This is a genomic window from Microbulbifer variabilis, assembly GCF_052467165.1.
On sequence record NZ_CP174301.1, the window covers coordinates 640,225 to 666,381 of the forward strand.

The following is a 26,157-nucleotide window of genomic DNA, read 5'->3' on the forward strand; positions in this document are numbered from 1 at the left end:
ACCGTGCTGATGCGCCAGAGGGAAGGCAATTGCATCATCGAAATATTTCCATTCAATTAATGTGCCACTATTTTTTTGAGAGGAGAAAGTCCACGGTTTGCCGGTAGAGGTCGGCTCTAAAGGCCTTCTCTGCCTGGGGGGATACTTCACTAAAGCCCTTGCACATCTCCAACAGCTGACTTGCCTTGTCTGCGCAAGGTCGGCCACTAACATTGTCCTTGTGGGCGAAGAGGTGCCAGCCTGGATTGGCAATGATCGCTGCATCCCTGCGGAACAGGATTTGATCACTGAGTGAGAGCTGAATTAGTGTTTCGGGTAAGTCAAGATACTGTTTCTGTGATAGCAGACCTGCAGCTATACGACGGTTTCCCCGTGCGGCAAGCCAAGTGCAGGCTTGAAGTAATGCAGCGCGTAAAGCCAGGTGTGTGGCGGGATGAGCTTCATGCCAGCTTTTAGTAACTGCCAGGACTTTTTCCGGCATAGCTGGCAGTAGGCTGTTACAGGCTGTGATGATTGCACCGGCTCCTTTGTGAGCGGCGAGGGTATTCCAGGGCTCACCCACACAATAGCCATCGATAACACCACTATGAAGGTTCTGCAGCATCTGCTCCGGGGGCAGCACTACCAACTGTATTTCCCTGTCTGGGTCAATATTTGCTGAGCGCAGCCAGTGTCGCAACTGTAAACTGTGACTGGAAAAAGGGTATACCGTAGCGAGCCTCACCGGGGTGGAGCCTGCATTATTCAGTAGGTACCGCTTGAGTGCCGCGGCGATATCAGCTTGTGAACTGCCGCTGATATAGTTTTGCAAGCGATGGAAAAGGTCTTCCGATAAGGTAATGGCATTGCCGTTACAGCTAAGGATAAGCCCGCTTAAGAGCTGTTCCCGACAGTTTGGCAGAGCCTGCTTCAGTGCCAGCGGCATCGGCGCTAGCATAGCAGCAGCGTCTGCTTTACGTCCGATCAGCTTGTCACGCAGGGTTGCCCAGGAGGTTTCCCTGTGTAGCTGCACATCCAGGCCAAGCTGATGAAAGTAGCCCTTCTCCTTGGCGATAATTAAGGGCGCACTGTCGGTCAGGCGCAGGTATAACAATTTTATTGAAGTCTTTTCCGGGCGCAGAGATAGTGACATCGGTAAGTTAATGCTCGCTCTGGAAATAGTGGATAATTTGTTCGGCAACTGCACGCATGGTGGAGTTACTGCTCATAGCAAGATTGCGCAGCGTTTTATGTGCGTCTTCCTCGCTGAGTTTTTTCTTGGCCATCAATAATCCCTTGGCCCGCTCTATGGCTTTTCTCTCTGTTAGCTGTTGTTGGGTTCGTTCCAGGGATTGGCGCAGTTGCTGGAAATTTCTAAATTGCGCCATGGCTATTTCTATGGCTGGTGTTACCTTCTCTGCCGTAATGCCCTCGGCCATATAGGCGCTCACTCCGGACTCGACGGCACGACTGATGAACTCGGCATTGCCACTACTGGAGAACATGGCTACGGGGGTCGGCGCTTCACGATTGACAATTGCCAGGCTTTCAAGAATGTCCCTGTCTGGGGATTCAATATCGATCAGCACTACATCGGGGCGATATTTCTCTACCTGGAAAAGTAATCCCTCAGCACTATTAATCTGGGCAACAACAGTGTACCCGGCTGCGCGTAATCGCTCACAAACAAGGTGAGCACGCTCGGAATGGTCATCGACCAGCATGATGGCGGGGCTTGCGTTAGTCACTGTATTACTGCGGCACTCGTTAAATGATTTCTATACACTTATCCAAGTGTCAATCAATAGTTATGCCAAGCGTGCAAGGGGGGATAAACAAAATATCTTCTTCTATTTCCATGAAGTTAGAGTGGCTGTTACTGCTAGTTCCTGGTGCGATATTCTGCGTATATTGCATTTCTTGCACAAGTGGGGGGCTTTATTCGAAATAGCCTGCATAAAACCGTGATTAGTTTCGATGGCTGAAAGTTATATTCTAAAATTTTCTTATTATTGGTTTTCTGTAACCTCCATGCATATTTACAAGGATATCCGTCCCAGTATTAGATGGCATACAGATAAAAATCGGCTAATTCTTATAGTTTTGAATTGTAAATTTTTCTATTTTAAATAGTCGCTAAAGTCTAATTTGTCTTAAGGACGGTCATTGCAAAAGCCATCTTAGGGCTTCATAGCCAGGATCTGAATAAGGGAAGGAAATTTTGATGTGCATATGGGTTATTTTTTATCCACACAAAACTAAGTAGATTGTCCCAAGGGGAGCCTGGGAGTTGCCGTTGATTAAATACAGTTTCAGTTGAGACGGTTTATTGTTTAGTGGTTATCTCTTTCACACGGCCATTCCAATTAATAGTCTTATAAATTTCGCCAATTACCGCTATCAGACTATTCCTCTTTTCATCCCTTGTTGCGAGGTTTACACTCGAGTTGTTTATAAATTGGGCAGTCCAATACTTTTTGAGGTAGATGTAGCTGTAAGTTCATAATACTAACTAAGAGGGGCACGGCGGTGATAATAGCCATACCTAGAGAGACCGCAGAGGGGGAAACTCGTGTTGCGGCAACTCCTGATAGCGTAAAGCGTTTGCGCGATATGGGATTTTCTATAGCGGTGGAGAAGGGGGCCGGCGAAAAGGCCAGCTTTACTGATGAAGCTTATGCTGAAGCCGGTGCAGAAATTCGCGAGGATATGCAACAGTGTCTGGCAGGTGCCGGAGTAGTTTTAAAGGTACAAGCACCTAGTGATGCTGAGCTGGCTCTTATTCCCGAGGGGGCTACATTGATTGCCTTTCTGAAGCCAGCGCAAAATGCTGAGCTTCTGCAGAAACTTTCTGAACGAAATATTAACGCCCTGGCCATTGAATCAGTCCCAAGAATCTCCCGCGCACAAAAGATGGATGCTCTTAGCTCCATGGCCAATATTGCCGGTTATCGAGCGGTCATCGAAGCCGCACATAACTTCGGACGCTTCTTTACCGGGCAGATTACCGCTGCGGGAAAAATCCCCCCTGCAAAAGTACTCGTTATTGGAGCCGGAGTTGCTGGTCTCTCTGCTATTGGAACAGCAAAAAGTATGGGAGCGATAGTGCGTGCTTTCGATACCCGTGCAGAAGTGCGTGAGCAGGTTGAGTCTATGGGAGCGGAGTTCCTGACTGTTGAAATAGAGGAGGAAGGTTCTGGCTCTGGCGGATATGCCAAGGAAATGTCCAAGGAGTTTATCGAGGCTGAAATGGCTCTATTTCGGGAGCAGGCCAAGGATGTGGACATTGTTATTACCACTGCTTTGATACCTGGTAAGCCAGCGCCGAAACTATGGCTTGCCGATATGGTTGACAGCATGTCGAAAGGATCGGTGGTAGTGGATTTGGCAGCGGAAATGGGTGGAAATTGTGATTATACAGTGCCGCATGAAAAGATTGAGAGGAGTGGTGTCACTATTATTGGGTATACCAATTTGCCTAGTCGTGCCGCAGCTCAGTCCTCCAGATTGTATTCAACCAACCTTGCTCACCTGATTGGAGAATTGACTCCAGAGAAAGACGGGACCATAAACCTAAATTTTGATGATGAAGTTATCCGTGGTGCAACAGTGGTTAAGTCTGGAGAAATTACCTGGCCACCTCCTGCACCTAAAATTTCTGCACAGCCAAAAGCAGCCAGTAAAGCTGCTGAACAAGTGAAGGTGATTACTGAGGAGAAGGCTGAAAAACGAAGGTCGCCTCTGTCTATCTTTATTTTTTGGGCCGTTGCCGCTGTTTTACTCCTTTGGTTGGGGCGGGTTGCTCCACCTGATTTTGTTTCCCACTTTACTGTTTTTGTACTGGCAGTTTTTGTCGGTTGGCAAGTAATCTGGAATGTCACTCATGCATTACATACGCCTCTGATGAGTGTGACCAATGCAATTTCTGGAATCGTAATTGTCGGGGCGCTGGTACAGCTCGGAGTTACTGGTTCTGGTTTGGTAACTTTGCTCGCATTTATTGGTGTACTGGTTGCCAGTATTAATATATTCGGTGGATTCTTTGTGACCTACCGTATGCTGAAAATGTTTCGCCGGTAAGGGAGGGAGAGTGTAATGAACGGTATGATTGCAATGGCTTATCTCTTCTCTGCGGTGATGTTTATTTTAAGTCTCGGAGGCTTGTCAAGCCATGAGACAGCTCGTCGCGGAAATATTTATGGCATGGTGGGCATGGCAGTTGCCATAATTGCCACAATCTCAGGCGTGGCTACCGGAGCTTATTGGATGGTGGCTATCGCAATGGTTGTAGGAGCTGTGATAGGGCTCTCCCTGGCCAGGCGTGTCGCCATGACTCAAATGCCGCAAATGGTGGCATTGCTGCATAGCTTTGTTGGCCTCGCTGCAGTGTTGATTGGTTGGGGGGGCTTCCTTGATCCTCGAATTACTCTGCACGGTGCTGCTCATGTTGTACACAGCACTGAAATTTATCTCGGTGTTTTTATCGGTGCGATAACTCTCACTGGTTCTTTGGTTGCCTTCTGTAAGTTGCAGGGATTAGTTTCCGGCAAGCCATTAATGCTGCCAGCTCGTCACTGGTTGAACTTAATTGCAATCCTGGCCTGTATTGTATTGGGGATTTTATTTGTACCTGCAGATGTACATGCGGGGACGGTTATAAATCTCCTCCTGATGACTGCTATTGCGTTGCTATTGGGCATTCACCTTGTGGCGGCGATTGGCGGTGCCGACATGCCAGTGGTTATTTCCATGCTGAACAGCTACTCAGGGTGGGCCGCAGCTGCGACCGGGTTCATGTTGGGCAATGACCTGCTGATTGTAGTGGGGGCTCTGGTTGGCTCTTCCGGTGCGATACTCAGCTATATTATGTGTCGTGGTATGAACCGCTCCTTTATCAGTGTGATTCTCGGTGGATTTGGTTCAGATGGTGGTGAAGTTTCCGATGAGGAGGTTGATGGTGAGGTTATTGCGATTGACCAGCAAGAGCTTGCCGAGGAACTCAAGGCCGCTGATAGTATTATCATCGTGCCTGGGTTCGGAATGGCTGTTGCCCATGCGCAACAAGCAGTCAGTGACTTGACCGATCGCCTGCGCGGCATGGGTAAAATGGTACGCTTTGGTATTCACCCTGTCGCGGGACGCCTGCCTGGCCATATGAATGTTCTTCTCGCTGAGGCCAATGTGCCCTATGACATAGTGCTGGAAATGGATGAGATCAATCCGGATTTCCCCAGTACTGATCTGGTACTGGTTATAGGTGCTAACGACACCGTAAACCCAGATGCGGTAGAAAAGCCGGGTTCTCCCATAGCCGGTATGCCGGTGCTAGAAGTATGGAAAGCTCACAGAGTTGTTGTACTAAAACGCTCTATGGCATCGGGGTATGCGGGGGTTGCCAATCCACTCTTTTATAAAGAAAACGCACGAATGCTTTTTGGGGATGCGAAAGACAGTCTTCAAGGCGTGCTAGGCAGGGTCAGTGACTAATCCTGATTCGTTGTTGGCCGGCTTTAGGAAAGCGTAAAAAATCCCTCCGGCTTGGAGGACTGGTGTCCAGGGACTACAGTACCTCCAAGCCTCTTTTCTCACGGAAAGCTATTTATTTTCAGTAATAATTAGGCTATCGCTCGGCTTACTGATTAATGATAACCTCCAGTCCTTTGCATATCTTCACGAAAAATAATAAGTGGGAGTCTGGGGATGGGAATCCATTTGCATAAATTGGCCTTGGTGGGAGCTATTGCCCTTGGAGCCTTTGGGCTTGCGGCTTGTGGAAGTGGGAGTAGTGACTCGGAAGGGGGGGCTACTGGCGTGGAGAACCCTACTCCTGTTGGTGGCTCATGGGAAAAGGGTAATTTTCTGCCAGTCTCAACTTTCACCGACCGTTGTGTTTCACCGCGTAGTGGCACTGATCCTATAACCGGATCTGCTTATGCTGATGTATTGGGCACACGCCAGGATGAAAATAACTGGCTGCGTTCAATGAGTAATGAACTCTATCTTTGGTATGACGAAATCGAAGATAAGGATCCTGCGAGATTTGATAGCTCTCTGACTTATTTTGAGGAGTTGCGAACATTCGCTTTAACCCCCTCTGGCCGAGAAAAAGATCGTTTTCACTTCACTGAGCCGACGAATGAATGGCTATCTCAAAGCGAGTCCGGGATATATATTGGCTATGGTGTGCAATGGGCATTGATATCGAGCGAACCGCCACGCAAAGCGCTAGTTGCTTACCTTGATCAGGAAGATAGCAGCCTGCCGGATGCCATTACTCGCGGCGCTGAAGTTATTAGTGTTGACGGCGTTGACCTGGCTAATGGTAGCGATGTCGATACATTGAATGAAGGCATGTGGCCCGCTAAATCAGGTGAGTCTCACGAGTTTAAAATACTACCTTTGGGTGCCTCTGACCCTGTGACAGTTACTTTAGTATCGGCCGAGGTTGAGTCAGATCCCGTGCAGCATGTGAAGGTGGAAACCACTGACTCTGATCGTAAAGTGGGTTATATGCTGTTTAATGACCATATTGCCAAGGCAGAGGGAGAATTGATTGATGCGATTACTGAGCTTGAATCTGAAGGTATTGATGATCTGATTTTGGATCTTCGCTACAACGGTGGAGGCTACCTGGATATTGCGGCTGAATTAGCCTATATGATTGCTGGCGATAATAGTGTTGGGCAATCATTTGAACATATGCAGTTCAATGATCAACACCCAGAAATAAACCCAGTTACTGGGGCACCTCTTGATCCAACTCCATTTCATACTTCTGCTTTGGGACTTGCTGATGATTCCTTAAAAGGATATCCGCTCCCGACCCTGAATCTCCCGCGATTATTTGTTTTGACTAGTGGTAATACATGTTCAGCCAGTGAAGCCATTATTAATGGATTGCGGGGAGTGGATGTGGAAGTAATCCAGATCGGTGAGACCACCTGTGGTAAGCCTTACGGTTTTTATCCCCTAGATAATTGTGGCACTACTTATTTCACAATCCAGTTTTCTGGTGCCAATGCCAAGGGATTTGGTGAATATTCGGATGGATTTGTTCCTAATGGCCCATTTGGTACTGAAGCAGATTTACCAGGTTGTGAGGTGGACGACGATTTTGATCATTTATTGGGGGATGTGAATGAGGCGCGATTTGCTGCAGCGCTTAGTTATATTGAGGGCGGTGACTGCGGTGATGTTGCGGTGAAAGCGTTCTCTGAATTTGGTACAAGCAATCGATTACTTGAATCAAATGTAAGTGTACCAAAAGAGATTTCTCGCAGTAACCGTATTATGGTGAGGTAAAAGTGAAAGCCTTGATTACAACAAAGTTACTATTAATCGCTCTAGTATGCTTAGCTTGTGGAGTTCAGCGGGTATCTGAAAGCCTTCAACCCGCTCTGATTGATGAGATGAGTCCACAAGCGCACAGTGAACTACAGCGAGTTGTTTCTCAGGCTATGGGAGGTATACAGGTAACTGTTGGAGTTGAGGCGCTTACTTATGAAAGCTTGCTGGTTGTTGAGCTTGGCCGTAAGCAAATGAGAAGTATTGGTCGTGAGTATAGCCGGCCAACTAAATTTCAGCTTGTTTCTGATGGAGATAGATGCTTGCTGGAGCGTCTTACTGATGGAAAACTATGGGAATTACAAGTTTCTTGTAAGTTAAAAAGTAATATTCAATAGCTGTAAATGAAGAAGGCAATGAGGTATAGCCTTCTCATTTTTCTATATTGTGCACCCAGTAATCAATAGTGCTTTTCTACTCCTCTGAAAATATATTTTCTTTTCCGTTTTCCGTTTTCCTTTCTTTCGCTATTTTTATAAGAAAGCAACTGGTTTGAATTCTTGGGGCGCTTAACAATTTGCCTCTTATTTTCTGCCCTGCAGTTATTGAAATTCTAGGATTTTTCTTTCAAATTGGTATAAATCTATTAATTTGATTTTATTTTGTGCAAGCTAAATGGTATTTTTATATTTTGGATTGAGATATATTGGCGCCAAACTTCAATCTGGATGTTCACCTGTTGGGAATTGCTAGGTGAAATAAGGCTTAAATAATCGGGGGCTGGAAGCCATGCGCCGTCGCGATCTGAATCGTTTTGTACCATTCTCTGTATCTTGTTCCTTTTCTTTACTTTTCACTGCGTCAGTCTTCAGTAGTTGGTCTTATGCCGATAGTTTTGACTCTGATATGGATGGCATGCCTGATTACTGGGAGAGCGCTTATGGGTTGAATATTTACTCAGCAGATGATGCCCTTACTAGTTTGGATATGGATACGCTCTCCAATTTGGCTGAGTTCCAACTTAGGACCAACCCAAGAAAAGAAGACACCGATTTTGATGGTGTGCCAGATGGTTTGGATTTATGGCCACTAGACCCAAATAAGAACTGGGATCATGACGGTGACGGCATCCCCGCCTCCTGGGAAGTCAGCCGTGGTTTGAATGATGACGATGCTCAAGATGCAACTCAGGATAATGATTTTGATGGTCTCACCAATTTGCAGGAATACCAAGCAGGCACCCGAATAGATCTTAGTGACAGTGACTTTGACGGTATTAAAGATGGCGAAGATATCGCACCGCTAAATGCCGCTTATCGTTTTGATCATGACGGCGATGGCCTGCCGGAATTGTGGGAACAGGAGCATCACTTTAATGATGGCGATGCCGGTGATGCAGCGGAAGATACCGACAGTGACGGCCTGACGAATTTACAAGAGTACCAAGCCGGCACCGACCCGCGTGATCCAGACAGCGATCATGATGGTGTTGCAGATGGCCAGGACTTATTGCCAACCGATGCTCGCTACAGTCGTGATGAAGACGGCGATGGCATGGCGGACGAATGGGAACAGGAACATGGCCTCCGTAGCGATGATCCCACTGATGCTATTTTTGATGAAGATTACGATGGTCTCAGCAACCTGCAGGAATACCAGCTGGGCACTAACCCGCAAGAGCGTGATAGCGATGGTGACTGGGTAGAGGATGGCGAAGATCGCTTCCCAACCAACTCGCAGTATCGCCATGACTTTGATGGAGATGGCCTTCCTACATTTTGGGAGAACCAATACGGCCTGGATGTCAGTCGCCCAGAGGATCGTGGTGAAGACCCCGATGGTGATGGCCTGACGAATGCCCTGGAATTTGAGCTGGGTACAAACCCCATTAATCCTGACACTGATGGGGACAGCGCCCGTGATAGTGAAGACTGGTGGCCACTAGACCCAAATAAGAACTGGGATCATGACGGTGACGGCATCCCCGCCTCCTGGGAAGTCAGCCGTGGTTTGAATGATGACGATGCTCAAGATGCAACTCAGGATAATGATTTTGATGGTCTCACCAATTTGCAGGAATACCAAGCAGGCACCCGAATAGATCTTAGTGACAGTGACTTTGACGGTATTAAAGATGGCGAAGATATCGCACCGCTAAATGCCGCTTATCGTTTTGATCATGACGGCGATGGCCTGCCGGAATTGTGGGAACAGGAGCATCACTTTAATGATGGCGATGCCGGTGATGCAGCGGAAGATACCGACAGTGACGGCCTGACGAATTTACAAGAGTACCAAGCCGGCACCGACCCGCGTGATCCAGACAGCGATCATGATGGTGTTGCAGATGGCCAGGACTTATTGCCAACCGATGCTCGCTACAGTCGTGATGAAGACGGCGATGGCATGGCGGACGAATGGGAACAGGAACATGGCCTCCGTAGCGATGATCCCACTGATGCTATTTTTGATGAAGATTACGATGGTCTCAGCAACCTGCAGGAATACCAGCTGGGCACTAACCCGCAAGAGCGTGATAGCGATGGTGACTGGGTAGAGGATGGCGAAGATCGCTTCCCAACCAACTCGCAGTATCGCCATGACTTTGATGGAGATGGCCTTCCTACATTTTGGGAGAACCAATACGGCCTGGATGTCAGTCGCCCAGAGGATCGTGGTGAAGACCCCGATGGTGATGGCCTGACGAATGCCCTGGAATTTGAGCTGGGTACAAACCCCATTAATCCTGACACTGATGGGGACAGCGCCCGTGATAGTGAAGACTGGTGGCCACTAGACCCAAATAAGAACTGGGATCATGACGGTGACGGCATCCCCGCCTCCTGGGAAGTCAGCCGTGGTTTGAATGATGACGATGCTCAAGATGCAACTCAGGATAATGATTTTGATGGTCTCACCAATTTGCAGGAATACCAAGCAGGCACCCGAATAGATCTTAGTGACAGTGACTTTGACGGTATTAAAGATGGCGAAGATATCGCACCGCTAAATGCCGCTTATCGTTTTGATCATGACGGCGATGGCCTGCCGGAATTGTGGGAACAGGAGCATCACTTTAATGATGGCGATGCCGGTGATGCAGCGGAAGATACCGACAGTGACGGCCTGACGAATTTACAAGAGTACCAAGCCGGCACCGACCCGCGTGATCCAGACAGCGATCATGATGGTGTTGCAGATGGCCAGGACTTATTGCCAACCGATGCCCGCTACAGTCGTGATGAAGACGGCGATGGCATGGCGGACGAATGGGAACAGGAACATGGCCTCCGTAGCGATGATCCCACTGATGCTATTTTTGATGAAGATTACGATGGTCTCAGCAACCTGCAGGAATACCAGCTGGGCACTAACCCGCAAGAGCGTGATAGCGATGGTGACTGGGTAGAGGATGGCGAAGATCGCTTCCCAACCAACTCGCAGTATCGCCATGATTTTGATGGAGATGGCCTTCCTACATTTTGGGAGAACCAATACGGCCTGGATGTCAGTCGCCCAGAGGATCGTGGTGAAGACCCCGATGGTGATGGCCTGACGAATGCCCTGGAATTTGAGCTGGGTACAAACCCCATTAATCCTGACACTGATGGGGATAATATCCCTGATAATACAGATCCTTCACCGGCAGAGTAGGATATTAGTTGAGTTCTGGAGCCTGGAAGGGAAAGGCAATAATTTCGCTGGTTTAGCAGGGTATTGATAGCTTCGAGGTGATTTTTTGGAGCGGCATTTGCCGCTCCAAAAAATTAACGCAATAAGTTGGATTTCTTAACATCCGGCTTCTGCGCCGCACGGTAAATCAATGCAATCTTGCCAATCTCTTGCACCAGTTCCGAGGAGGATTTCGCACAGAGGTCGCCCACGATCTGGTGGCGAACTTCACGGTCGGCAATCATTAATTTGACCTTGATCAGCTCGTGATCTTCAAGCGCACGCTCCAGTTCTTCCATCACGCCATCGCTGAGCCCATTGCCGGCTACAGTCACCACGGGTTTCAGGTTGTGACCGAGAGAGCGAAGAGCTTTTTTGCGGTCGGCGGTTAAAGGCATACAATACTCCATTACCACTTTGTGGATATCGATGTGGAAGCAGCCACAGACCTCGATTGTCACCAGCAGACGTTTGGGACATGCGCGGTCTGTGGCCGCTCTTATAATTAAGCTGTAGTGATTGTAGGCATTGTACCTGATGGGCCGATCTAAGAGCAGCCACCGTTGGTTGCGTGAACATTTTAATGACCAGTACGTCAAGCAGTCCCAAAAAGAGGGCTACCGCTCCCGTGCCAGCTACAAGCTGCAGGAGCTGCACAATAAGGACCGCTTGTTCAAACCGGGCATGACGGTTGTCGACCTGGGAGCGGCGCCGGGTGGCTGGTCCCAGGTCGCAATGGAGCTGGTGGGGCACAAAGGCCGGGTTTTGGCGTCTGACATATTGCCTATGGACCCTCTGGCGGGCGTGGACTTTGTACAAGGCGACTTTACCGAGGAGTCAGTGCTCAATGAGCTGCTGCAACACTTAGGTGATGATCTGGCAGACCTTGTGATTTCCGATATGGCCCCCAATATGAGTGGGATACGCGACGTGGATCAGCCCGCCTCCATGTATTTGGTGGAATTGGCTGTGGATATGGCTCGCCAGGTTCTGAAACCCGGCGGGGCCTTCGTTGCCAAGGTGTTCCAGGGCGAGGGTTTTGACGAGCTGATTCGCGATCTACGCGGCAGCTACAACAGTGTTGTGACCCGTAAGCCCGGTGCTTCCAGGCCCCGCTCCCGCGAAGTCTACTTGGTAGCGCGTGGTTTTAAGGGCGGTTGAGGCGAGCGGTGTATTTCTGGTCTGGGCGCCCGATATGGTATAAGCGATACCAAGATCGGGGGCAGAGCTGTTGACCCCCGCACCTATACTGGTTTGAATCAGTGTCGATGTGACCGGCGTTGCCGGATGAACGGATTTTGAGTGCGAAAGCGAGAGGGCTATCCCTTTGAATGATATGGCAAAGAACCTTGTACTGTGGTTGATCATCGCGGCGGTGCTGCTGATGGTATTTCAGAACTTTAAACCGCAGTCACGGGATGAGGCTCTCAGCTATTCCGACTTTGTTCAGGATGTGCAGTCGGGCCAGATAAAAAGTGTGGTTGTAGATGGCCTGGTGATCACCGGGGAGAAGGCGGATGGCAACCGCTTTAAGACTATCCAGCCACAAATCATTGATGATGAACTCACTAATGAGCTAGTCCGCAGCAATGTGCAGTTCGTCGGTCGTGAGCCGGAGTCCCCCAGTATCTGGCAGCAGCTGTTGGTTGCCAGTTTCCCGATTCTAATCATCATCGCTGTATTTATGTTCTTTATGCGCCAGATGCAGGGCGGTGCCGGTGGGCGCTCTGGCCCAATGGCCTTTGGCAAGAGCAAGGCGCGTTTGTTGGGCGAAGATCAAATCAAAACCACCTTTGCCGACGTTGCGGGTGTGGATGAAGCAAAAGAGGAAGTGCAGGAGTTAGTTGAGTTCCTGCGTGACCCGACCAAGTTCCAGCGCTTGGGCGGCAACATTCCACGTGGGGTCTTGATGTGCGGTCCTCCTGGTACTGGTAAGACTCTGCTGGCTAAGGCTATTGCCGGTGAGGCCAAAGTACCATTTTTCTCTATTTCAGGTTCCGACTTTGTAGAGATGTTTGTCGGTGTGGGTGCTTCCCGCGTACGCGATATGTTTGAACAGGCCAAGAAGCAGGCTCCCTGTATCATCTTTATCGATGAGATTGATGCTGTTGGTCGCCACCGTGGTGCCGGTGTGGGCGGTGGCCACGATGAGCGCGAGCAGACACTGAACCAGTTGCTAGTGGAGATGGATGGTTTTGAGGGTAGTGAAGGGGTGATTGTTATTGCCGCAACTAACCGCCCTGATGTGCTTGACCATGCCCTTTTGCGCCCCGGCCGTTTTGATCGTCAAGTATTTGTGGGTCTGCCTGATATCCGTGGACGTGAGCAGATCCTTAAAGTGCACATGCGCAAGGTGCCTCTGGATGACAAGGTCAATGCCCAGACTATTGCTCGTGGGACTCCCGGCTTTTCCGGTGCTGATTTGGCCAACCTGGTAAATGAGGCAGCCTTGTTTGCTGCTCGTGCAAACAAGCGCACTGTGACTATGGAAGAGTTCGAACGTGCCCGTGACAAGATCATGATGGGTGCCGAGCGTAAGTCCATGGTTATGAATGAAAAGGAAAAAGTGAATACTGCTTACCATGAAGCTGGTCACGCTATTATTGGCCGCCTGGTGCCGGAGCATGACCCTGTACATAAGGTAACCATTATTCCTCGTGGCCGCGCGCTTGGAGTCACCCAGTTCCTACCGGAAGAAGATAAGTACAGCCTTTCCAAGCGTGCGATTGAATCGCAGTTGTGCTCTCTGTTTGGTGGGCGTATCGCTGAGGAAATGACTTTGGGTATCGATGGCGTAACGACTGGGGCCTCCAACGATATCGAGCGAGCCACTGATTTGGCGCGCAATATGGTGACCAAGTGGGGGCTTTCCGAGAAACTGGGTCCGCTGCACTACGGTGAGGATGACAGTGGACAGCCAGGGCAGGGCAACCCTGTTTCCGGTAAGACCTCCAATGAAATTGATGAGGAAGTACGCCGTATTATTGATAGCTGCTACGAACGAGCGAGTAAACTGCTCGAGGAAAACAGGGATATTCTTGAAGCGATGAAAGATGCGTTGATGGAATATGAAACCCTGGATGCAGAGCAAGTTGATGATTTGATGGCTCGCCGTAAGGTACGCCAGCCGCGGGACTGGCAGGACAATAATTTTGGTTCTGGCGGTAACAGCTCTACCGGCGAAGCGGATACTGAGACTCATGAAGCTTCTACCGAAGCCGATAAAAGTAATACCGTGGGCGGCCCGCTGAACGAGCATTGAGCTCCAAACAGAATTACAAGGACATAACTAACGGAATGCCCGATCGGAGATAAGGCGTATGCCTATTCCGCTCTGGCATTCCGTTTTTTTATCTTTGACATGAAAATTATTTGTGGAAAACATGCGCTGGACTTATCCCAGCCTGTTGTTATGGGGGTCCTGAATACAACACCGGACTCTTTCTCTGACGGCGGCAGCTACTATGCTGGCGGAAGCCTGGACCTGTCTCTGGTTCTGTGTCGAGCTGAACAGATGCTGATGGCAGGAGCTGCCATCCTGGATGTGGGTGGTGAGTCCACCCGCCCAGGAGCAAGCCCGGTTTCGGAACAAGAGGAGTTAGATCGGGTTATTCCAGTTGTTGAGGCTATTAGCTCGAACTTTGAAATTGTAATTTCTGTCGATAGCAGTACTCCTGCGGTGATGCAGGCCGCTGCCGAAGTTGGGGCAGGCTTAATTAATGATGTTCGTGCTTTGGAGCGGCCTGGGGCCTTAGAAGCTGCGGCGCAAACTGGATTACCAATTTGCCTGATGCATATGCAGGGACAGCCAGGTAGCATGCAGGCGGCGCCTTCCTATGGAAATGTAGTGGAGGAAGTTGCCGCTTATCTGGAGCAGAGAATCGCGATATGTGAAAGCCGGGGAATAGTACGCGAGCGGCTTATCATTGATCCGGGTTTCGGCTTTGGAAAAACTGATGCGCATAACCTAGCACTATTACGTGGTTTATCTCAGCTGGCCCCCTCCAATATTCCTATCCTTGCCGGGTTATCTCGCAAGTCAATGATCGGGCGGCTGCTAAAACGTGAAGTGGATGAAAGGCTGCCTGGAAGTCTGGCTCTCGCCATGATGGCTGCGCAGCGAGGAGCTAAGATCCTGCGGGTCCATGACGTCGCAGAGACCGTGGATGTGTTGCGCTTACAACAAATGGTTGACCGCGAAGGCTAACCCGTTCCACTGACGAAGTTAAACCGAGCCGCTGGGAAATTTCTGTATTTTCCGCAAGATAAAAAAGCGGTATTTGACGTTACTGAGAAGAGTTATGGAAAGAAAATTTTTTGGCACTGATGGTATCCGTGGGCGAGTGGGCGAAGGCGCGATTACCCCGGATTTTATGCTGCGATTGGGATATGCTGCCGGTAAGGTGCTGGGAAAAATGGCTGGCGAGAAGCGTCCGGGCAGACCCTGTATTTTGATTGGCAAGGATACACGGGTTTCCGGTTATATGTTTGAGGCCGCACTGGAGGCTGGTTTGATAAATGCCGGCGTGGATGTGGGATTGCTTGGGCCAATGCCAACGCCTGCAATCGCCTACTTAACCCGGACTTTCCATGCGCGCGCAGGTATTGTGATCAGTGCCTCTCACAACCCTTACCATGATAACGGTATTAAGTTCTTTAGTGCTGAGGGTAGCAAGTTACCAGATCAGATAGAGATGGAAATTGAGGCGGCGCTGAGCCTGCCTATGGAGACCGCAAAGGATCTCGGCAAGGCCCACCGAATTGATGATGCTGCTGCTCGCTATATCGAGTTCAGCAAGGCATCTACTCCCTGGAACTTCTCCCTCGATGGGCTCAAGATCGTATTGGATTGCGCCAATGGAGCGACATACCATATTGCCCCGAAAGTATTCCGTGAGCTTGGAGCCGAGGTCACAGCCTTGGGTGTCAGTCCTGATGGAATGAATATCAACCTTGAGTGCGGCTCGACCCAACCCCAGCAGCTCCAGAAGGCAGTGCTGGAACAGGGAGCGGATTTGGGAATTGCATTCGATGGCGATGGTGACCGAGTACTATTTGTGGATCGTAACGGTGAACTCGTCGATGGCGACCAGTTGCTTTTTATTATCGGCTTGCACCAGCAAGAGTTCCTTGGTGGGTGTAAAGGGGTGGTCGGCACCCTAATGAGTAACTATGGGTTCGAGCTGGCCTTGCGAGAGCGCAATATCCCATTTGAGCGGGCAAAAGTCGGGGATCGTTATGTCCTGGAGAAAATGTCTGCAAATGGTTGGATGCTGGGTGGTGAATCTTCGGGCCATATTATCTGTGCTGATGCCTCCACCACCGGTGATGGTATTGTTGCTGCACTTCAGGTACTTCGTGCTTTGCGTGAATTTAATGAGCCCTTGCATCAGCTCAAATCGCGTATGAGAATGCTACCCCAGCACATGATTAATGTGCGACTGGGGCATAGAGATGGTGTAATTGAGCACCGGGACGTGAGAGCGGCCGTTAGCGATGCAGAGGGCCAGCTTGCCGATAGTGGACGTGTACTCTTGCGCCCATCAGGCACTGAGCCACTGATTCGGGTAATGGTAGAAGGACGCGACAGTGCACTGGTTGAACAATTGGCAAAACAGATTTCCTCCGTGGTTGAGCGGATAGGGAATAGCTGATTCCGAATTGAAGAAAGCTTGGTAAGCTGGACTGAGCCGGGTATACGGTAAAGTCGTATATTTTTGGTTGTATGTTGGCGGCAATGTCGCTAAGATTTGCGCCCCTTGAAGGAGCACACATGCGAACACCGCTGGTAGCAGCTAACTGGAAAATGAATGGCAGCCGAGAGTTTGCCGAGCATTTTTTTGCAGACCTCGATCTGGAGGGAGTGACTTCCGACGTTGTTGTATGTCCGCCATTCCCTTACCTCCCCTTGGTTGCTCAGGTAGCGAAGGATAAAGGCAGCATTTGGGTCGGCGGGCAGAATATGAGCCAGGAGCCCGTAGGGGCTTTTACTGGTGAAGTTTCTGCAAACATGTTGCTCGACTGGAATGCCCGATATGTAATTGTCGGTCATTCTGAGCGCCGTAGCCTCTACGCAGAAACCAATGAGCTGGTAGCGAAGAAATTTGTTGCTGCTCAGCGGGCTGGTCTGATTCCCATTTTGTGTGTGGGAGAAACCCTTGAAGAGAGGGAAGAGGGGCGTACTCTAGAGGTTGTTACTGCACAAATTGCGGCGATAAGTGATCTTATTGATACAAACGCCTGGAAAGACGCTGTTGTTGCTTATGAGCCAATTTGGGCCATAGGCACAGGAAAAACTGCGACTCCAGAGGAAGCACAGAGTGTGCATCAGTTTATCCGTGCTCAGCTCGGTAATATTGGTGCTGAAGTGCAGATTTTATATGGCGGTAGTGTAAAATCCGCTAATGCCGGCGCGCTGTTTGCGCAGGCTGATATTGACGGTGCCCTTGTTGGTGGAGCCTCGCTTGATGCGAAAGAGTTCGCTGCAATTTGCCACGCTGCAATCTAGATTACAGCGGGTGGATTAGGGAATACTGAAAACGGGTTGGTTCAACCCCGGCAGAGAGTTTCCAGAAAATGGAAAAATTGGTATTAGTCGTACACGTTCTGACAGCGTTGAGCATTATCGGTTTGATTTTGCTGCAACAAGGTAAAGGCGCGGAAGCAGGTGCCTCTTTTGGTGCGGGTGCATCACAGACAGTTTTTGGTAGTCAGGGTAGCGGAAATTTCTTTTCTCGCTTGACAGCAATTTTTGCGACGGTATTCTTCGTCACCAGTTTGGGGCTGGCCTTTTTGGCTCGTCAGAACGCCGATGCTAATGTCGATGCAGACCTGCCGCAAATACCTGCTGTAATAGAGCAGGGCGCCCCTGCTACAGAGTTGCCCGAAATCGAAAGTGATATCCCGCAACTCGAAGCAGATTTGGAATCTGGTGATGTTCCCCAGGCTCCCACTGACAGTGACTCCACAGAGTCTGAAGCTGATCAGGAAAATGAGGAACAGCAGTAAATTTTAAGCCCAGGTGGTGGAATTGGTAGACACGCTATCTTGAGGGGGTAGTGAGCTATGCTCGTGCGGGTTCAAGTCCCGCCCTGGGCACCACATCAAGATCCGAAGAAGTTCGGAATCATCCAGAAAGCCCGGTAAATCCGGGCTTTTTGCTATCTGGAGGGTACAGCCCCCCCGCTCTTGTTCGTTGTCATCCGGTGCTATATTTGTGCTACCTGGTTCAATTTAGAAACTGGTAACACCACTATGGCTCTGAATGCCCAAACCAAGCAGGTCAAACCAAGCGACAAGGACCAGTGGCTAACAGATGGCCAGGGGTTGTGCTTGTGCTCAAATCTACTGGAGTAAAGTATTGGCCGCATGGATGCCGATTCCAGGCAAAGCAATGAACGCTGGCTCCGGGATTGCCTATAGCAGAAGTAGTAAAAGTTGCGGGAATAAATTTGCTATTCGTAGGAGGCGTGCCTCTTTTGGTAGAAAGCACATTGAAAAACACCAGGTGAGATTCGAATAGACTGAAATTTTTCTGCAGCTGTGGAAGAGTGATGAAATTATCAAAAAGGGATTTAGGCAGAAGGGATCGCCGATCATGTGCGAGCCAGGTTAAGAAATAATACCTTCTTTCAAATTGGGCAAAGGCCTAACACCTACCTGCATTCCCAAGATGAAATTTCTGTTGTCCGTCATATTGAGGAGCGGGATGTAATGCATGTTGCTCTACGGGTTTTGCGGGATATTCGCTGAATTTGTTGCTATGCCGTTCAGTTTGGCAAACTTGCTCATAGTTCCACAATTGTCTTGGCGGAGCAAAATATAGCTGGGAAACTAGTTACTGTACTTTCACTTCAAGAATCCGTAAGTCAATAATTTAGTTTGACGGCAGGCTTCAGCGAACAGTATTTGGCTATCTAGCACCCAATGATAGATAGGTAAATTTTCCCTGCAAGAAGTGAGGCCATTATTCATTATGTAGCTATGCCAGGGACTTGCAGGGTTCGCACTTGGGGCTTCTTACAAGTCAGCAGATAGAATCAAACTTTAATGTGCTCTTCGGAGTGAGAGCAACCCGAACTCTTCTGTTTAGCTAAGTAAAATTAGCTCCCCAGTCTGATTATTTCTAAATGGCACCGCGGTACATTCTATTAAGAGTAAAGTAGGGGTGAAGTTCAGCGTTTAATTGCCAGCGCCATAAATGATAATTGAGCTGAAATCCTTTGATTTATAGTGCGTCAATGTAATTGAGCTGACTGAGTTCGATATTTACTTGTTAGTAAATAAAAGGGTATTTATACTGCCGCTGCGTATGTTAATTTTTTAAGGATAAAAAATGAAGTGTTTTAAAGTTATGTTATTGGTGTTGGCTTTTTTGCTCTCCAGCCCATTGTTTGCGGAAGTGGTTGCAATTGCTGGTGTTAAGCATAGTGTTACAGATTTTTCCCATAGTTCAGATACCCGGCGCATTGCAAATATTGAAATCTTCGGTGATAGTGGACAGGAAATTACCTTTGATATTACTGCAGTCGTATCAGGTCTAGGAGAAATTAAACCAGACGTCATTTGTCGCTCTTCATACGCCAGAGAAAATTGTTATACCATGGATCGTCCCAAGATCTATGATTTTGTTTATGACATCAGGATGACAGCTAGCTGTATTGCTGAGGATGGTAGCAAAATTGCAATAGGAGCTGATAGGGACAACAAGAATATCTACACCAACGTACCTATTTCAGATTTGCGCAAAGAGGTAATCTTAACTATCGATAATACCTTAATTACAGAAGGCAAGTGCGATAATTTAACAGTCGATATTCGGGGTGATATGGACGTGATCCAAGATGTAGATTTAGAAATTTATATTTACGAGGTATTTTAGTTCGTAGATTAATAGTGCCGGTAGAAATACCGGCTATCCTATAGTCGGACTCTGTTTCAATGTAATATCCGTTACTGATTGTGGACTTATTATAAGACCCAAGTTAAACCCTTTGAGGATCTAAAATTACCTTGTATTGAGAAAAGGATGAGACCCCCTATCTTTGAGTAATTACTTAATATTTGGTATGGAGTTGTAGAGCTTGGGTTTTAGTTGTATCTCAAATTAGCTTGGCACTTAATAAGAACATGAGCTTAATAAAGCTGCTATTTTCAATGCGCTCGAGCGCCACTACTCCCTGATAGTTGCATAATGCAATTATATGAATAAATTTTATTTTTCTTAATTTTGTGGTGTTGCTTGCTGGGGGGCAATGTCTTAACCACATGTCTTAGATAGATCGTCTGTATATCGTAGTTTATAAAAGTTAAGAGCGTTTTCAAAAATCTCTTAAGGTTGCCACTTGGTCCTGTTTTGGAATTATTTATTTTTATTAAGCCTGTTTGTTGAAGCCATGATTAATGAGATTCTTTAAGATTTAAGGGGTGTTTACATTGGCCGTTGATAGAAGCTTAAAACTTTTAATATAAGCCTTATAAATCCAACCAGCCAAAATCCTCGATGAGCTAGTGAAAATAATAGCATCACTTTAAGGGGCGTGAGTTCAATATCCAATAACCATAATGACTTCGGTCTCTATAGGAGGGCAATATTAATGAACTGGACAGTTACTCTACTGCTAAATTAATGAAGAGCCCTGGTCAATAAACGAAAAAAATACCTATTAATTGAGATAGATCATTTTATTGGGAGAAGAATCAATTAAATTTAGAATGTCTATTAGTGAGAGCCGATAGGCCATCAAATATTTATAGCGAGACCTCCAAGTATCAAGGTGAATGTAATTTCTGGTCCTTATGAAAAGGATTGGTAATATTGCTGCAATAAAACTGGATAGTATTTGATCAGGGAGGATCAAAGTGAATCTTATTAGTGACTCATGGATACCGGTAATTCGTCAGGATGGAGCAAGAGTTAAAGTCACCCCTTGGCAGATTACGGATCGGGATAATGCGATCCTTGATATTGTGACAGTACGTGCAGATTTTCGCGGGGCTTTGTATCAGTTTCTGATTGGCCTGCTACAGACTACTTTTGCACCGAGAAATGTGAATTCTTGGGGGAGGCTATATCAGGAATCCCCTTCACCAGAGTCACTCAAAGCTGTTTTTTCATACTATGAAAAGGTGTTTGAGTTAATGGCTTGGACCGAGCCAGCTTTTATGCAGGATCTGGGTTTGGTTACTGGTGAGTCCAAGCCGGTTGTCTCCTTATTGATTGAAGCGCCCGGTAATAAAACCTGTAAGGCAAATTTGGATCACTTTATTAAGTGTAACCAGGTTCAAGGTATGTGTCCTAGCTGTGTTGCCACTGCTCTTTTAACCTTGCAGATTAATGCCCCTTCAGGTGGGCTGGGGCATAGAACCAGCCTGCGTGGCGGGGGCCCTTTAACCACGCTGCTAATGTCGTCTTCAGATGAAAGTAGTCTCTGGCAAAAGCTCTGGCTGAATGTATTACCAATGGAGGAAATACCCACTAGGCCGAGTAATAAGGATACCAGTGTTTTTCCTTGGCTGGCTCCTACACGACTTTCCAACACCAACGGGATGCCTACTTACCCCGAAGATACACACCCTTTGCAAATGTACTGGTCCATGCCTCGAAGGATTCGCCTGGATCTGGCGACATTACATATTGGCTCATGCGACTTATGCGGCGAGCACTCTTCTTCTTTACTTAGTCATTTTATATCCAAGAACTATGGTGTCAATTACGATGGTGCTTGGCTTCATCCGTTAACACCCTATCGATTTAATCCAAAGAAAAAGAGCCCACCAATCAGTTTAAAGGGGCAGCGGGATGCAATCGGTTATCAACGCTGGCTTGGCCTGTTATGGCATGACGATACTCTAGGTGATCGTGCCAGTGCAACTGTGCATTATTTTAATAAGGAGTATGGTGAATTAATTAATGAAAAGACTGGTGGTAATCATCTGAGTTTGTGGTGCTTTGGATATGACATGGACAACATGAAGGCCCGCTATTGGTCCGAATACCAAATGCCTGTAATTTTAGTAAAGCAGCACGAACAAGTGCATTTTGTTGAGCAAGTAAGTTTGCTAATAAAGATGGCAAGAGATGTGTTAAAGGCACTGCGCTTTTATATCAAATCTGTGTGGTTTCCTCAATATAAAGAAGCTAAAGGCAATCTTTTATTTATTGATCGAAATTTCTGGAGAATTACTGAGCCGGAATTTTACAAAATGCTGAGCATCCTCTCCACACACTCTCAAGAACTAAAATCTGTGTCACAAAATATGATAGCAAGCTGGTACAGAACTCTTAAAACTGTTGCAGAAGAAAGTTTTGATCGGTGGATACTTGACAATTTTGTAGAAGATTTAAATCAGAAAAGAGTTTTTGGAGCTAGGGAGGGTCTACAAGCCAAGTTAAGTCGTATGGCCAGAGTGAATTTACTGGATAGTGACGCTGAATTTGAGCAAGGAGAGAGCGTGATGGCGAGTTATCAATTTCTCAAAAGTGAAGATGTTTCGAAACTGCGTGCATGGCATACCTGGCTCAATACGTTAGAGGGACGCGCAGACCGTGCGCGGCTACGGCGTGCTGTAGAACCAATGGACGCTTTGGTTACTTCAGCATTCATTCGTTTTTTGAAGGCAATGCCCGACCGTTGGCAAAACAACGAAGATATTCGTCTGGAGGATGCTGCACTTGTAGCGACTTTGGCTGCTCACGTTAGCAGTGATACTCCTAGAGATGTGGCGAAAACAATTGCTCATTCTCTAGCTACTGTTGATGAAGGAAATGGACGGCCGGTGATGAGTGAGATGCGCTTTTCCCAACTGCAACGGAGTAGAGACACTCCTGAATTTTATCGACGTCTGGTCAGGGCTCTAAGATTACTTAGTGGAAAAGCAGATATCGCCAGTCTAGCTAATGATTTGTTGCATTGGCAGCATGAAAGGCGAGTGGCACCGGTGCGAAATGTAAGGGAGCGATTGGCTGTTCGTTGGGCAACGGACTATTACGCAAGGCTGTTAGATTATTAGTTAGTCTCAAGTTTAATATTTTTTAGTCAGCGAGTTGATTTTCAAATTATGAACTTCCTTTAGAGTTCTTATCGGTATCAAAGCTGGCGTGAGTGCTTTTGAGCGAACAATCGTCTCAAAACAAGGAGAGAGTAGTGAGTCGGTTTATCCAATTACATGTTTTGACTGCCTATCCACCAGCTAATCTGAACCGGGATGATTTAGGGAGACCAAAAACTGCCAAAATGGGGGGGTATGATCGACTTCGCATATCCTCACAGAGTCTAAAACGTCACTGGCGCACTTCAGATTTATTCCAGCGTGCCTTAGGGAGAGAGGCAGAAAATGGCTTAGTTGGAACGCGCAGTAAGCGACAAGGTGTTTTGGTTTTTGAAAAGTTACTTAGGCTGGGAGTAGCAGAGAAGAAAGCAAAACTATGGGCTCAGAGGATAGCGGAACAATTTGGCAAACTAAAAAAGTCGGAAAAAGATAATCCAAGTGCGGATCTCGAAATTGAGCAGCTGGTGCACCTGAGTTTGGCTGAGCAAAAGGGTATTGAGGATCTGTTACACAAACTTGCAGCAGAAGGTCGTGAGCCGGAAAAATCTGAGCTGGACTTACTGCGTAGAGAAAATATGGCGGTAGATATCGCCCTGTTTGGTAGAATGCTCGCCTCCAAGCCTGCTTATAATATCGAAGCCGCTTGTCAAGTGGCTCATGCACTATCAGTACATTCTGTAGTCATTGAGGATGATTATTTTACCGCAGTGGACGACCTCAATAATCATGGTAAGGATAATGGTGCAGCTCACCTCGGAGAAGCCGGTTTTGCCGCAGGACTTTTCTACTCTTATATTTGTATCAACAAAGAGCAGCTGATTGATAACCTTGGTGAAGATAAATCACTTGCCGATCGTACACTTGCAGCCTTGACTGAAACAATTCTCAAAATTGCTCCTGCCGGAAAACAAAACAGTTATGCCAGCCGTGCATATGCCTCTTATGTGCTCGCTGAAGTCGGCGATCAGCAGCCGCGATCACTTTCCGTAGCCTATTTAAAACCCGTGGATCGCTATAGCGAGGATTACGCTCAGGAGGCGATTGATGCGCTGCAAGGACAACTGCATAATTTCGACAAGGTATATGGCCAGTGTGCTGACAGCCGCTATATTCTCAATGCCGTAAATGGGCAGGGTAGCCTGCGAGAGTTGCTGGCATTCGTTAGCGAATAGGTGGCTTTATGGAACACTTGGTATTTCGCCTTTATGGCGCCATGGCATCCTGGGGAGAGGTTGCAGTTGGTGGAATCAGGCACAGTGCTTGTTATCCCAGCAAGTCAGCTATTGCAGGTTTGCTTGGTGCAGCATTGGGTATTAAGAGATCAGAGGAAACACAGCAGTTGGAGTTGGCGAGAGGGTATTGTCAGGCAATAAAAATAGTTAACTCGGGAGTTCTGCAAAGAGACTTTCATACAATACAAGCTCCAGACAGTGCCGGTAAATTCCGTTATCGCACACGTAGGGACGAATTGGTAGTGGGCTGCAGCCGGCTGGGCACTATCTTGTCTCAACGCGAATACTTAGCCGATGCTCAAGTATTGGTCGCTCTTAAAGCAACAGAGAGCGCGCATTGGTCGCTGAAAGATCTGGCTGGGGCACTGGCTCGCCCCAAGTTTCATCTGTATCTGGGGCGTAAGGCTTTTCCTTTGTCGGTACCCACTGCTGCTCATTTAATAGAGGCTGAGAATTTTCGGCATGCACTTGATCTGTACCCATTGACTGACGTCTTGCAGTATCAACTTACATGGGCAAGGCAGGAGCGCTGGCGACCTGATGATTTGCCTAGCCAATACTACTGGGAGGGTGATATAGAGGATTTTTCACAGGAAGATGAACAGTTTTCCTTGGGAGCTGTGCAGCAATTGAGTCGCCTGGACGAACCTCTATCTCGCAAGCGCTGGCAGTTCCAGCCGCGTATGGAATATCACTGGCGTTCATAAGGAAGTGGCTATGTACTTATCCAGAATTCAAGTGTCCTCCAGTTTAGCCATACAAGCGCAATTGGCGACCCTGTTGAAAAATAACAGCTACGGTATCCATCAGATGTTATGGGAGTTATTCAATGGTAGCGAGCGTTTTCTGTTTCGTGAGGAATCAGCCTGTGAGCAGCTCCTGAGTGAGCGAAGTCTGCCAGTATTTTACCTGCTTTCTCGGAAGAAGCCGATTAGAGATGGGTCGCTGTTTAGTGTAGAGAGTAAAGCTTTTATACCTCGGTTACAGGCCGGGGATCGGCTGGCGTTTCGCCTGCGAGCCAACCCTACTATTTCACGAAAGTCGGCTGTGGCTGGCCGAGGTAAGCGTCATGATATTTTGATGGATGCCCAATATCATTGGTTACGTGATCAATGTAAAACTCATTCACTTTTGCAAAGCGGAAGAAAGGGAGAGTTGAAACAGCGCCTACTGGATGCAAAACCAGGTTTCTATGCAGGTGGGCAAATAGAATCCCGGCTCCAGGAGGTATCCGTGGTAGCTTCTCGTCACTGGCTGATTGATAGGGGCTCGCGCATGGGTTTTGATATTTACCCTCCAAAACTTCACAGTAATGGCTATCGCTGGAACCTTCTGCCGAAAAAAGGACGCGGTGCTGGTTTCTGCTCAGTAGATTATCGTGGAGAACTGCTGGTGACTGATCCAGAGTTATTCTTACAGAAGATTTGTACGGGTATTGGTCCGGCCAAGGCATTTGGTTGTGGTTTGATGCTGATACGCCGCATTTGACTTTTAGAAGAGTGGAGTATTTGCAGGCTGAGTTTTTTTGATGAGGGCGTATATATTAGACACTTTCTCGAGTATGAAACAAGTATTGTCAATTTCCCAGCTCAGGCAGGGCTTTACCGATAAAATCAATCCCGATTGATTTTCTCCAGGTGTGTTCCCCACATGGGTGGGGTTTAGCCGGTAGTATTTTTAAAATACAGATGAAGGCCAATATGTTCCCCGCTATGCGGGGTCAGTTTACTGTGGGAGCAATAGCTTAGCCTAAGGCGTGAGCTTCTCAATGGTCTGGAGGCAGTTGATAAAACTCGACTAAGGCTTTAATAATTTCCCTCCTTGTGTTGAATTACCTATTTAGGGGTAATGCACTTTCATAATTCTAGTGGTAAGTTATCGCGCCTATTTCTGGCGACGTAAATAATTAGCTGATTACTAAATCTTCAAAGTTTGAACT

The 26,157-nt window shown here is 47.7% G+C and carries 19 protein-coding genes and 1 tRNA gene; 17 read left to right on the forward strand and 3 right to left on the reverse strand.

Going from position 1 to position 26,157, the window contains the following annotated elements; all coding sequences use genetic code 11:
• Positions 1–67: 67 nt before the first annotated feature.
• Entirely contained in the window at positions 68–1,132 is a 1,065-nt protein-coding gene (locus ACJJIP_RS02785) for a CmpA/NrtA family ABC transporter substrate-binding protein (protein WP_020414671.1), read from the reverse strand.
• 7 nt (positions 1,133–1,139) lie between these two features.
• Entirely contained in the window at positions 1,140–1,727 is a 588-nt protein-coding gene (locus ACJJIP_RS02790) for an ANTAR domain-containing response regulator (protein ID WP_026305250.1), read from the reverse strand.
• Between the two features lie 781 nt (positions 1,728–2,508).
• Between ACJJIP_RS02790 and ACJJIP_RS02795 the strand changes: the two genes are divergently transcribed.
• The 5 genes from ACJJIP_RS02795 (at position 2,509) to ACJJIP_RS02815 (ending at position 10,917) form a co-directional block, all read left to right on the forward strand.
• Positions 2,509–4,059: a Re/Si-specific NAD(P)(+) transhydrogenase subunit alpha gene (locus tag ACJJIP_RS02795; RefSeq protein ID WP_020414674.1), complete on the forward strand. Its 1,551-nt coding sequence runs from the start codon at positions 2,509–2,511 to the stop codon at positions 4,057–4,059.
• A 15-nt stretch (positions 4,060–4,074) separates the two neighbouring features.
• A complete protein-coding gene (gene pntB, locus ACJJIP_RS02800) occupies positions 4,075–5,466 on the forward strand; it encodes a Re/Si-specific NAD(P)(+) transhydrogenase subunit beta (protein WP_020414675.1) in 1,392 nt (463 codons plus the stop codon).
• A gap of 213 nt (positions 5,467–5,679) precedes the next feature.
• Entirely contained in the window at positions 5,680–7,281 is a 1,602-nt protein-coding gene (locus ACJJIP_RS02805; RefSeq protein ID WP_444946182.1) for a S41 family peptidase, read from the forward strand.
• A gap of 2 nt (positions 7,282–7,283) precedes the next feature.
• Complete coding sequence (locus tag ACJJIP_RS02810) at positions 7,284–7,661, forward strand: hypothetical protein (RefSeq protein ID WP_444946183.1); 378 nt, start codon at positions 7,284–7,286, stop codon at positions 7,659–7,661.
• A gap of 391 nt (positions 7,662–8,052) precedes the next feature.
• On the forward strand, positions 8,053–10,917 hold the full coding sequence (locus tag ACJJIP_RS02815) for a hypothetical protein (protein WP_444946184.1): 2,865 nt from the start codon (positions 8,053–8,055) through the stop codon (positions 10,915–10,917).
• 113 nt (positions 10,918–11,030) lie between these two features.
• Here the strand turns inward: ACJJIP_RS02815 and yhbY are convergent, their stop codons facing one another.
• On the reverse strand, positions 11,031–11,333 hold the full coding sequence (gene yhbY, locus ACJJIP_RS02820; protein WP_020412374.1) for a ribosome assembly RNA-binding protein YhbY: 303 nt from the start codon (positions 11,331–11,333) through the stop codon (positions 11,031–11,033).
• Between the two features lie 139 nt (positions 11,334–11,472).
• Here yhbY and rlmE point away from each other — a divergent pair, with 139 nt between their 5' ends.
• From rlmE to cas6e, 12 genes are all read left to right on the forward strand, one after another.
• A complete protein-coding gene (gene rlmE, locus ACJJIP_RS02825; RefSeq protein ID WP_020412375.1) occupies positions 11,473–12,096 on the forward strand; it encodes a 23S rRNA (uridine(2552)-2'-O)-methyltransferase RlmE in 624 nt (207 codons plus the stop codon).
• 175 nt (positions 12,097–12,271) lie between these two features.
• Positions 12,272–14,197: an ATP-dependent zinc metalloprotease FtsH gene (ftsH, locus tag ACJJIP_RS02830; RefSeq protein ID WP_020412376.1), complete on the forward strand. Its 1,926-nt coding sequence runs from the start codon at positions 12,272–12,274 to the stop codon at positions 14,195–14,197.
• A gap of 99 nt (positions 14,198–14,296) precedes the next feature.
• Entirely contained in the window at positions 14,297–15,142 is an 846-nt protein-coding gene (folP, locus tag ACJJIP_RS02835; protein WP_020412377.1) for a dihydropteroate synthase, read from the forward strand.
• A 94-nt stretch (positions 15,143–15,236) separates the two neighbouring features.
• Positions 15,237–16,589, forward strand: a complete 1,353-nt coding sequence (gene glmM, locus ACJJIP_RS02840) for a phosphoglucosamine mutase (RefSeq protein ID WP_020412378.1) — start codon at positions 15,237–15,239, stop codon at positions 16,587–16,589.
• Positions 16,590–16,708: 119 nt separating this feature from the next.
• Positions 16,709–17,443 carry a triose-phosphate isomerase gene (gene tpiA, locus ACJJIP_RS02845; protein WP_020412379.1) on the forward strand — a complete coding sequence of 245 codons (735 nt, stop codon included), beginning with the start codon at positions 16,709–16,711 and terminating at the stop codon, positions 17,441–17,443.
• Positions 17,444–17,511: 68 nt separating this feature from the next.
• Positions 17,512–17,943, forward strand: a complete 432-nt coding sequence (gene secG / locus ACJJIP_RS02850) for a preprotein translocase subunit SecG (RefSeq protein WP_020412380.1) — start codon at positions 17,512–17,514, stop codon at positions 17,941–17,943.
• A 7-nt stretch (positions 17,944–17,950) separates the two neighbouring features.
• A tRNA-Leu gene (locus ACJJIP_RS02855) sits at positions 17,951–18,036 on the forward strand.
• A 1,234-nt stretch (positions 18,037–19,270) separates the two neighbouring features.
• Positions 19,271–19,816, forward strand: a complete 546-nt coding sequence (locus ACJJIP_RS02860) for a hypothetical protein (RefSeq protein WP_444946185.1) — start codon at positions 19,271–19,273, stop codon at positions 19,814–19,816.
• A 980-nt stretch (positions 19,817–20,796) separates the two neighbouring features.
• Entirely contained in the window at positions 20,797–22,947 is a 2,151-nt protein-coding gene (gene casA / locus ACJJIP_RS02865) for a type I-E CRISPR-associated protein Cse1/CasA (protein WP_444946186.1), read from the forward strand.
• A 134-nt stretch (positions 22,948–23,081) separates the two neighbouring features.
• On the forward strand, positions 23,082–24,158 hold the full coding sequence (gene cas7e, locus ACJJIP_RS02870; protein WP_020412384.1) for a type I-E CRISPR-associated protein Cas7/Cse4/CasC: 1,077 nt from the start codon (positions 23,082–23,084) through the stop codon (positions 24,156–24,158).
• An 8-nt stretch (positions 24,159–24,166) separates the two neighbouring features.
• Positions 24,167–24,925 (forward strand): type I-E CRISPR-associated protein Cas5/CasD, encoded by a 759-nt coding sequence (gene cas5e, locus ACJJIP_RS02875; protein WP_353375944.1) that lies wholly within the window; start codon positions 24,167–24,169, stop codon positions 24,923–24,925.
• A 10-nt stretch (positions 24,926–24,935) separates the two neighbouring features.
• Positions 24,936–25,706: a type I-E CRISPR-associated protein Cas6/Cse3/CasE gene (gene cas6e / locus ACJJIP_RS02880; RefSeq protein ID WP_282952511.1), complete on the forward strand. Its 771-nt coding sequence runs from the start codon at positions 24,936–24,938 to the stop codon at positions 25,704–25,706.
• Positions 25,707–26,157: the final 451 nt, after the last annotated feature.

Bases quoted from the DNA above. Each gene is read 5' to 3' on its own strand.
- yhbY (WP_020412374.1), bottom strand. From the start codon at position 11,333: ATGCCTTTAACCGCCGACCGCAAAAAAGCTCTTCGCTCTCTCGGTCAC.
- cas6e (WP_282952511.1), top strand. From the start codon at position 24,936: ATGTACTTATCCAGAATTCAAGTGTCCTCCAGTTTAGCCATACAAGCG.
- cas5e (WP_353375944.1), top strand. From the start codon at position 24,167: ATGGAACACTTGGTATTTCGCCTTTATGGCGCCATGGCATCCTGGGGA.
- rlmE (WP_020412375.1), top strand. From the start codon at position 11,473: ATGGGCCGATCTAAGAGCAGCCACCGTTGGTTGCGTGAACATTTTAAT.
- ACJJIP_RS02860 (WP_444946185.1), top strand. From the start codon at position 19,271: ATGAAGTGTTTTAAAGTTATGTTATTGGTGTTGGCTTTTTTGCTCTCC.
- folP (WP_020412377.1), top strand. From the start codon at position 14,297: ATGAAAATTATTTGTGGAAAACATGCGCTGGACTTATCCCAGCCTGTT.
- glmM (WP_020412378.1), top strand. From the start codon at position 15,237: ATGGAAAGAAAATTTTTTGGCACTGATGGTATCCGTGGGCGAGTGGGC.
- ACJJIP_RS02815 (WP_444946184.1), top strand. From the start codon at position 8,053: ATGCGCCGTCGCGATCTGAATCGTTTTGTACCATTCTCTGTATCTTGT.
- secG (WP_020412380.1), top strand. From the start codon at position 17,512: ATGGAAAAATTGGTATTAGTCGTACACGTTCTGACAGCGTTGAGCATT.
- pntB (WP_020414675.1), top strand. From the start codon at position 4,075: ATGAACGGTATGATTGCAATGGCTTATCTCTTCTCTGCGGTGATGTTT.
- ACJJIP_RS02805 (WP_444946182.1), top strand. From the start codon at position 5,680: ATGGGAATCCATTTGCATAAATTGGCCTTGGTGGGAGCTATTGCCCTT.
- ftsH (WP_020412376.1), top strand. From the start codon at position 12,272: ATGGCAAAGAACCTTGTACTGTGGTTGATCATCGCGGCGGTGCTGCTG.
- tpiA (WP_020412379.1), top strand. From the start codon at position 16,709: ATGCGAACACCGCTGGTAGCAGCTAACTGGAAAATGAATGGCAGCCGA.
- ACJJIP_RS02785 (WP_020414671.1), bottom strand. From the start codon at position 1,132: ATGTCACTATCTCTGCGCCCGGAAAAGACTTCAATAAAATTGTTATAC.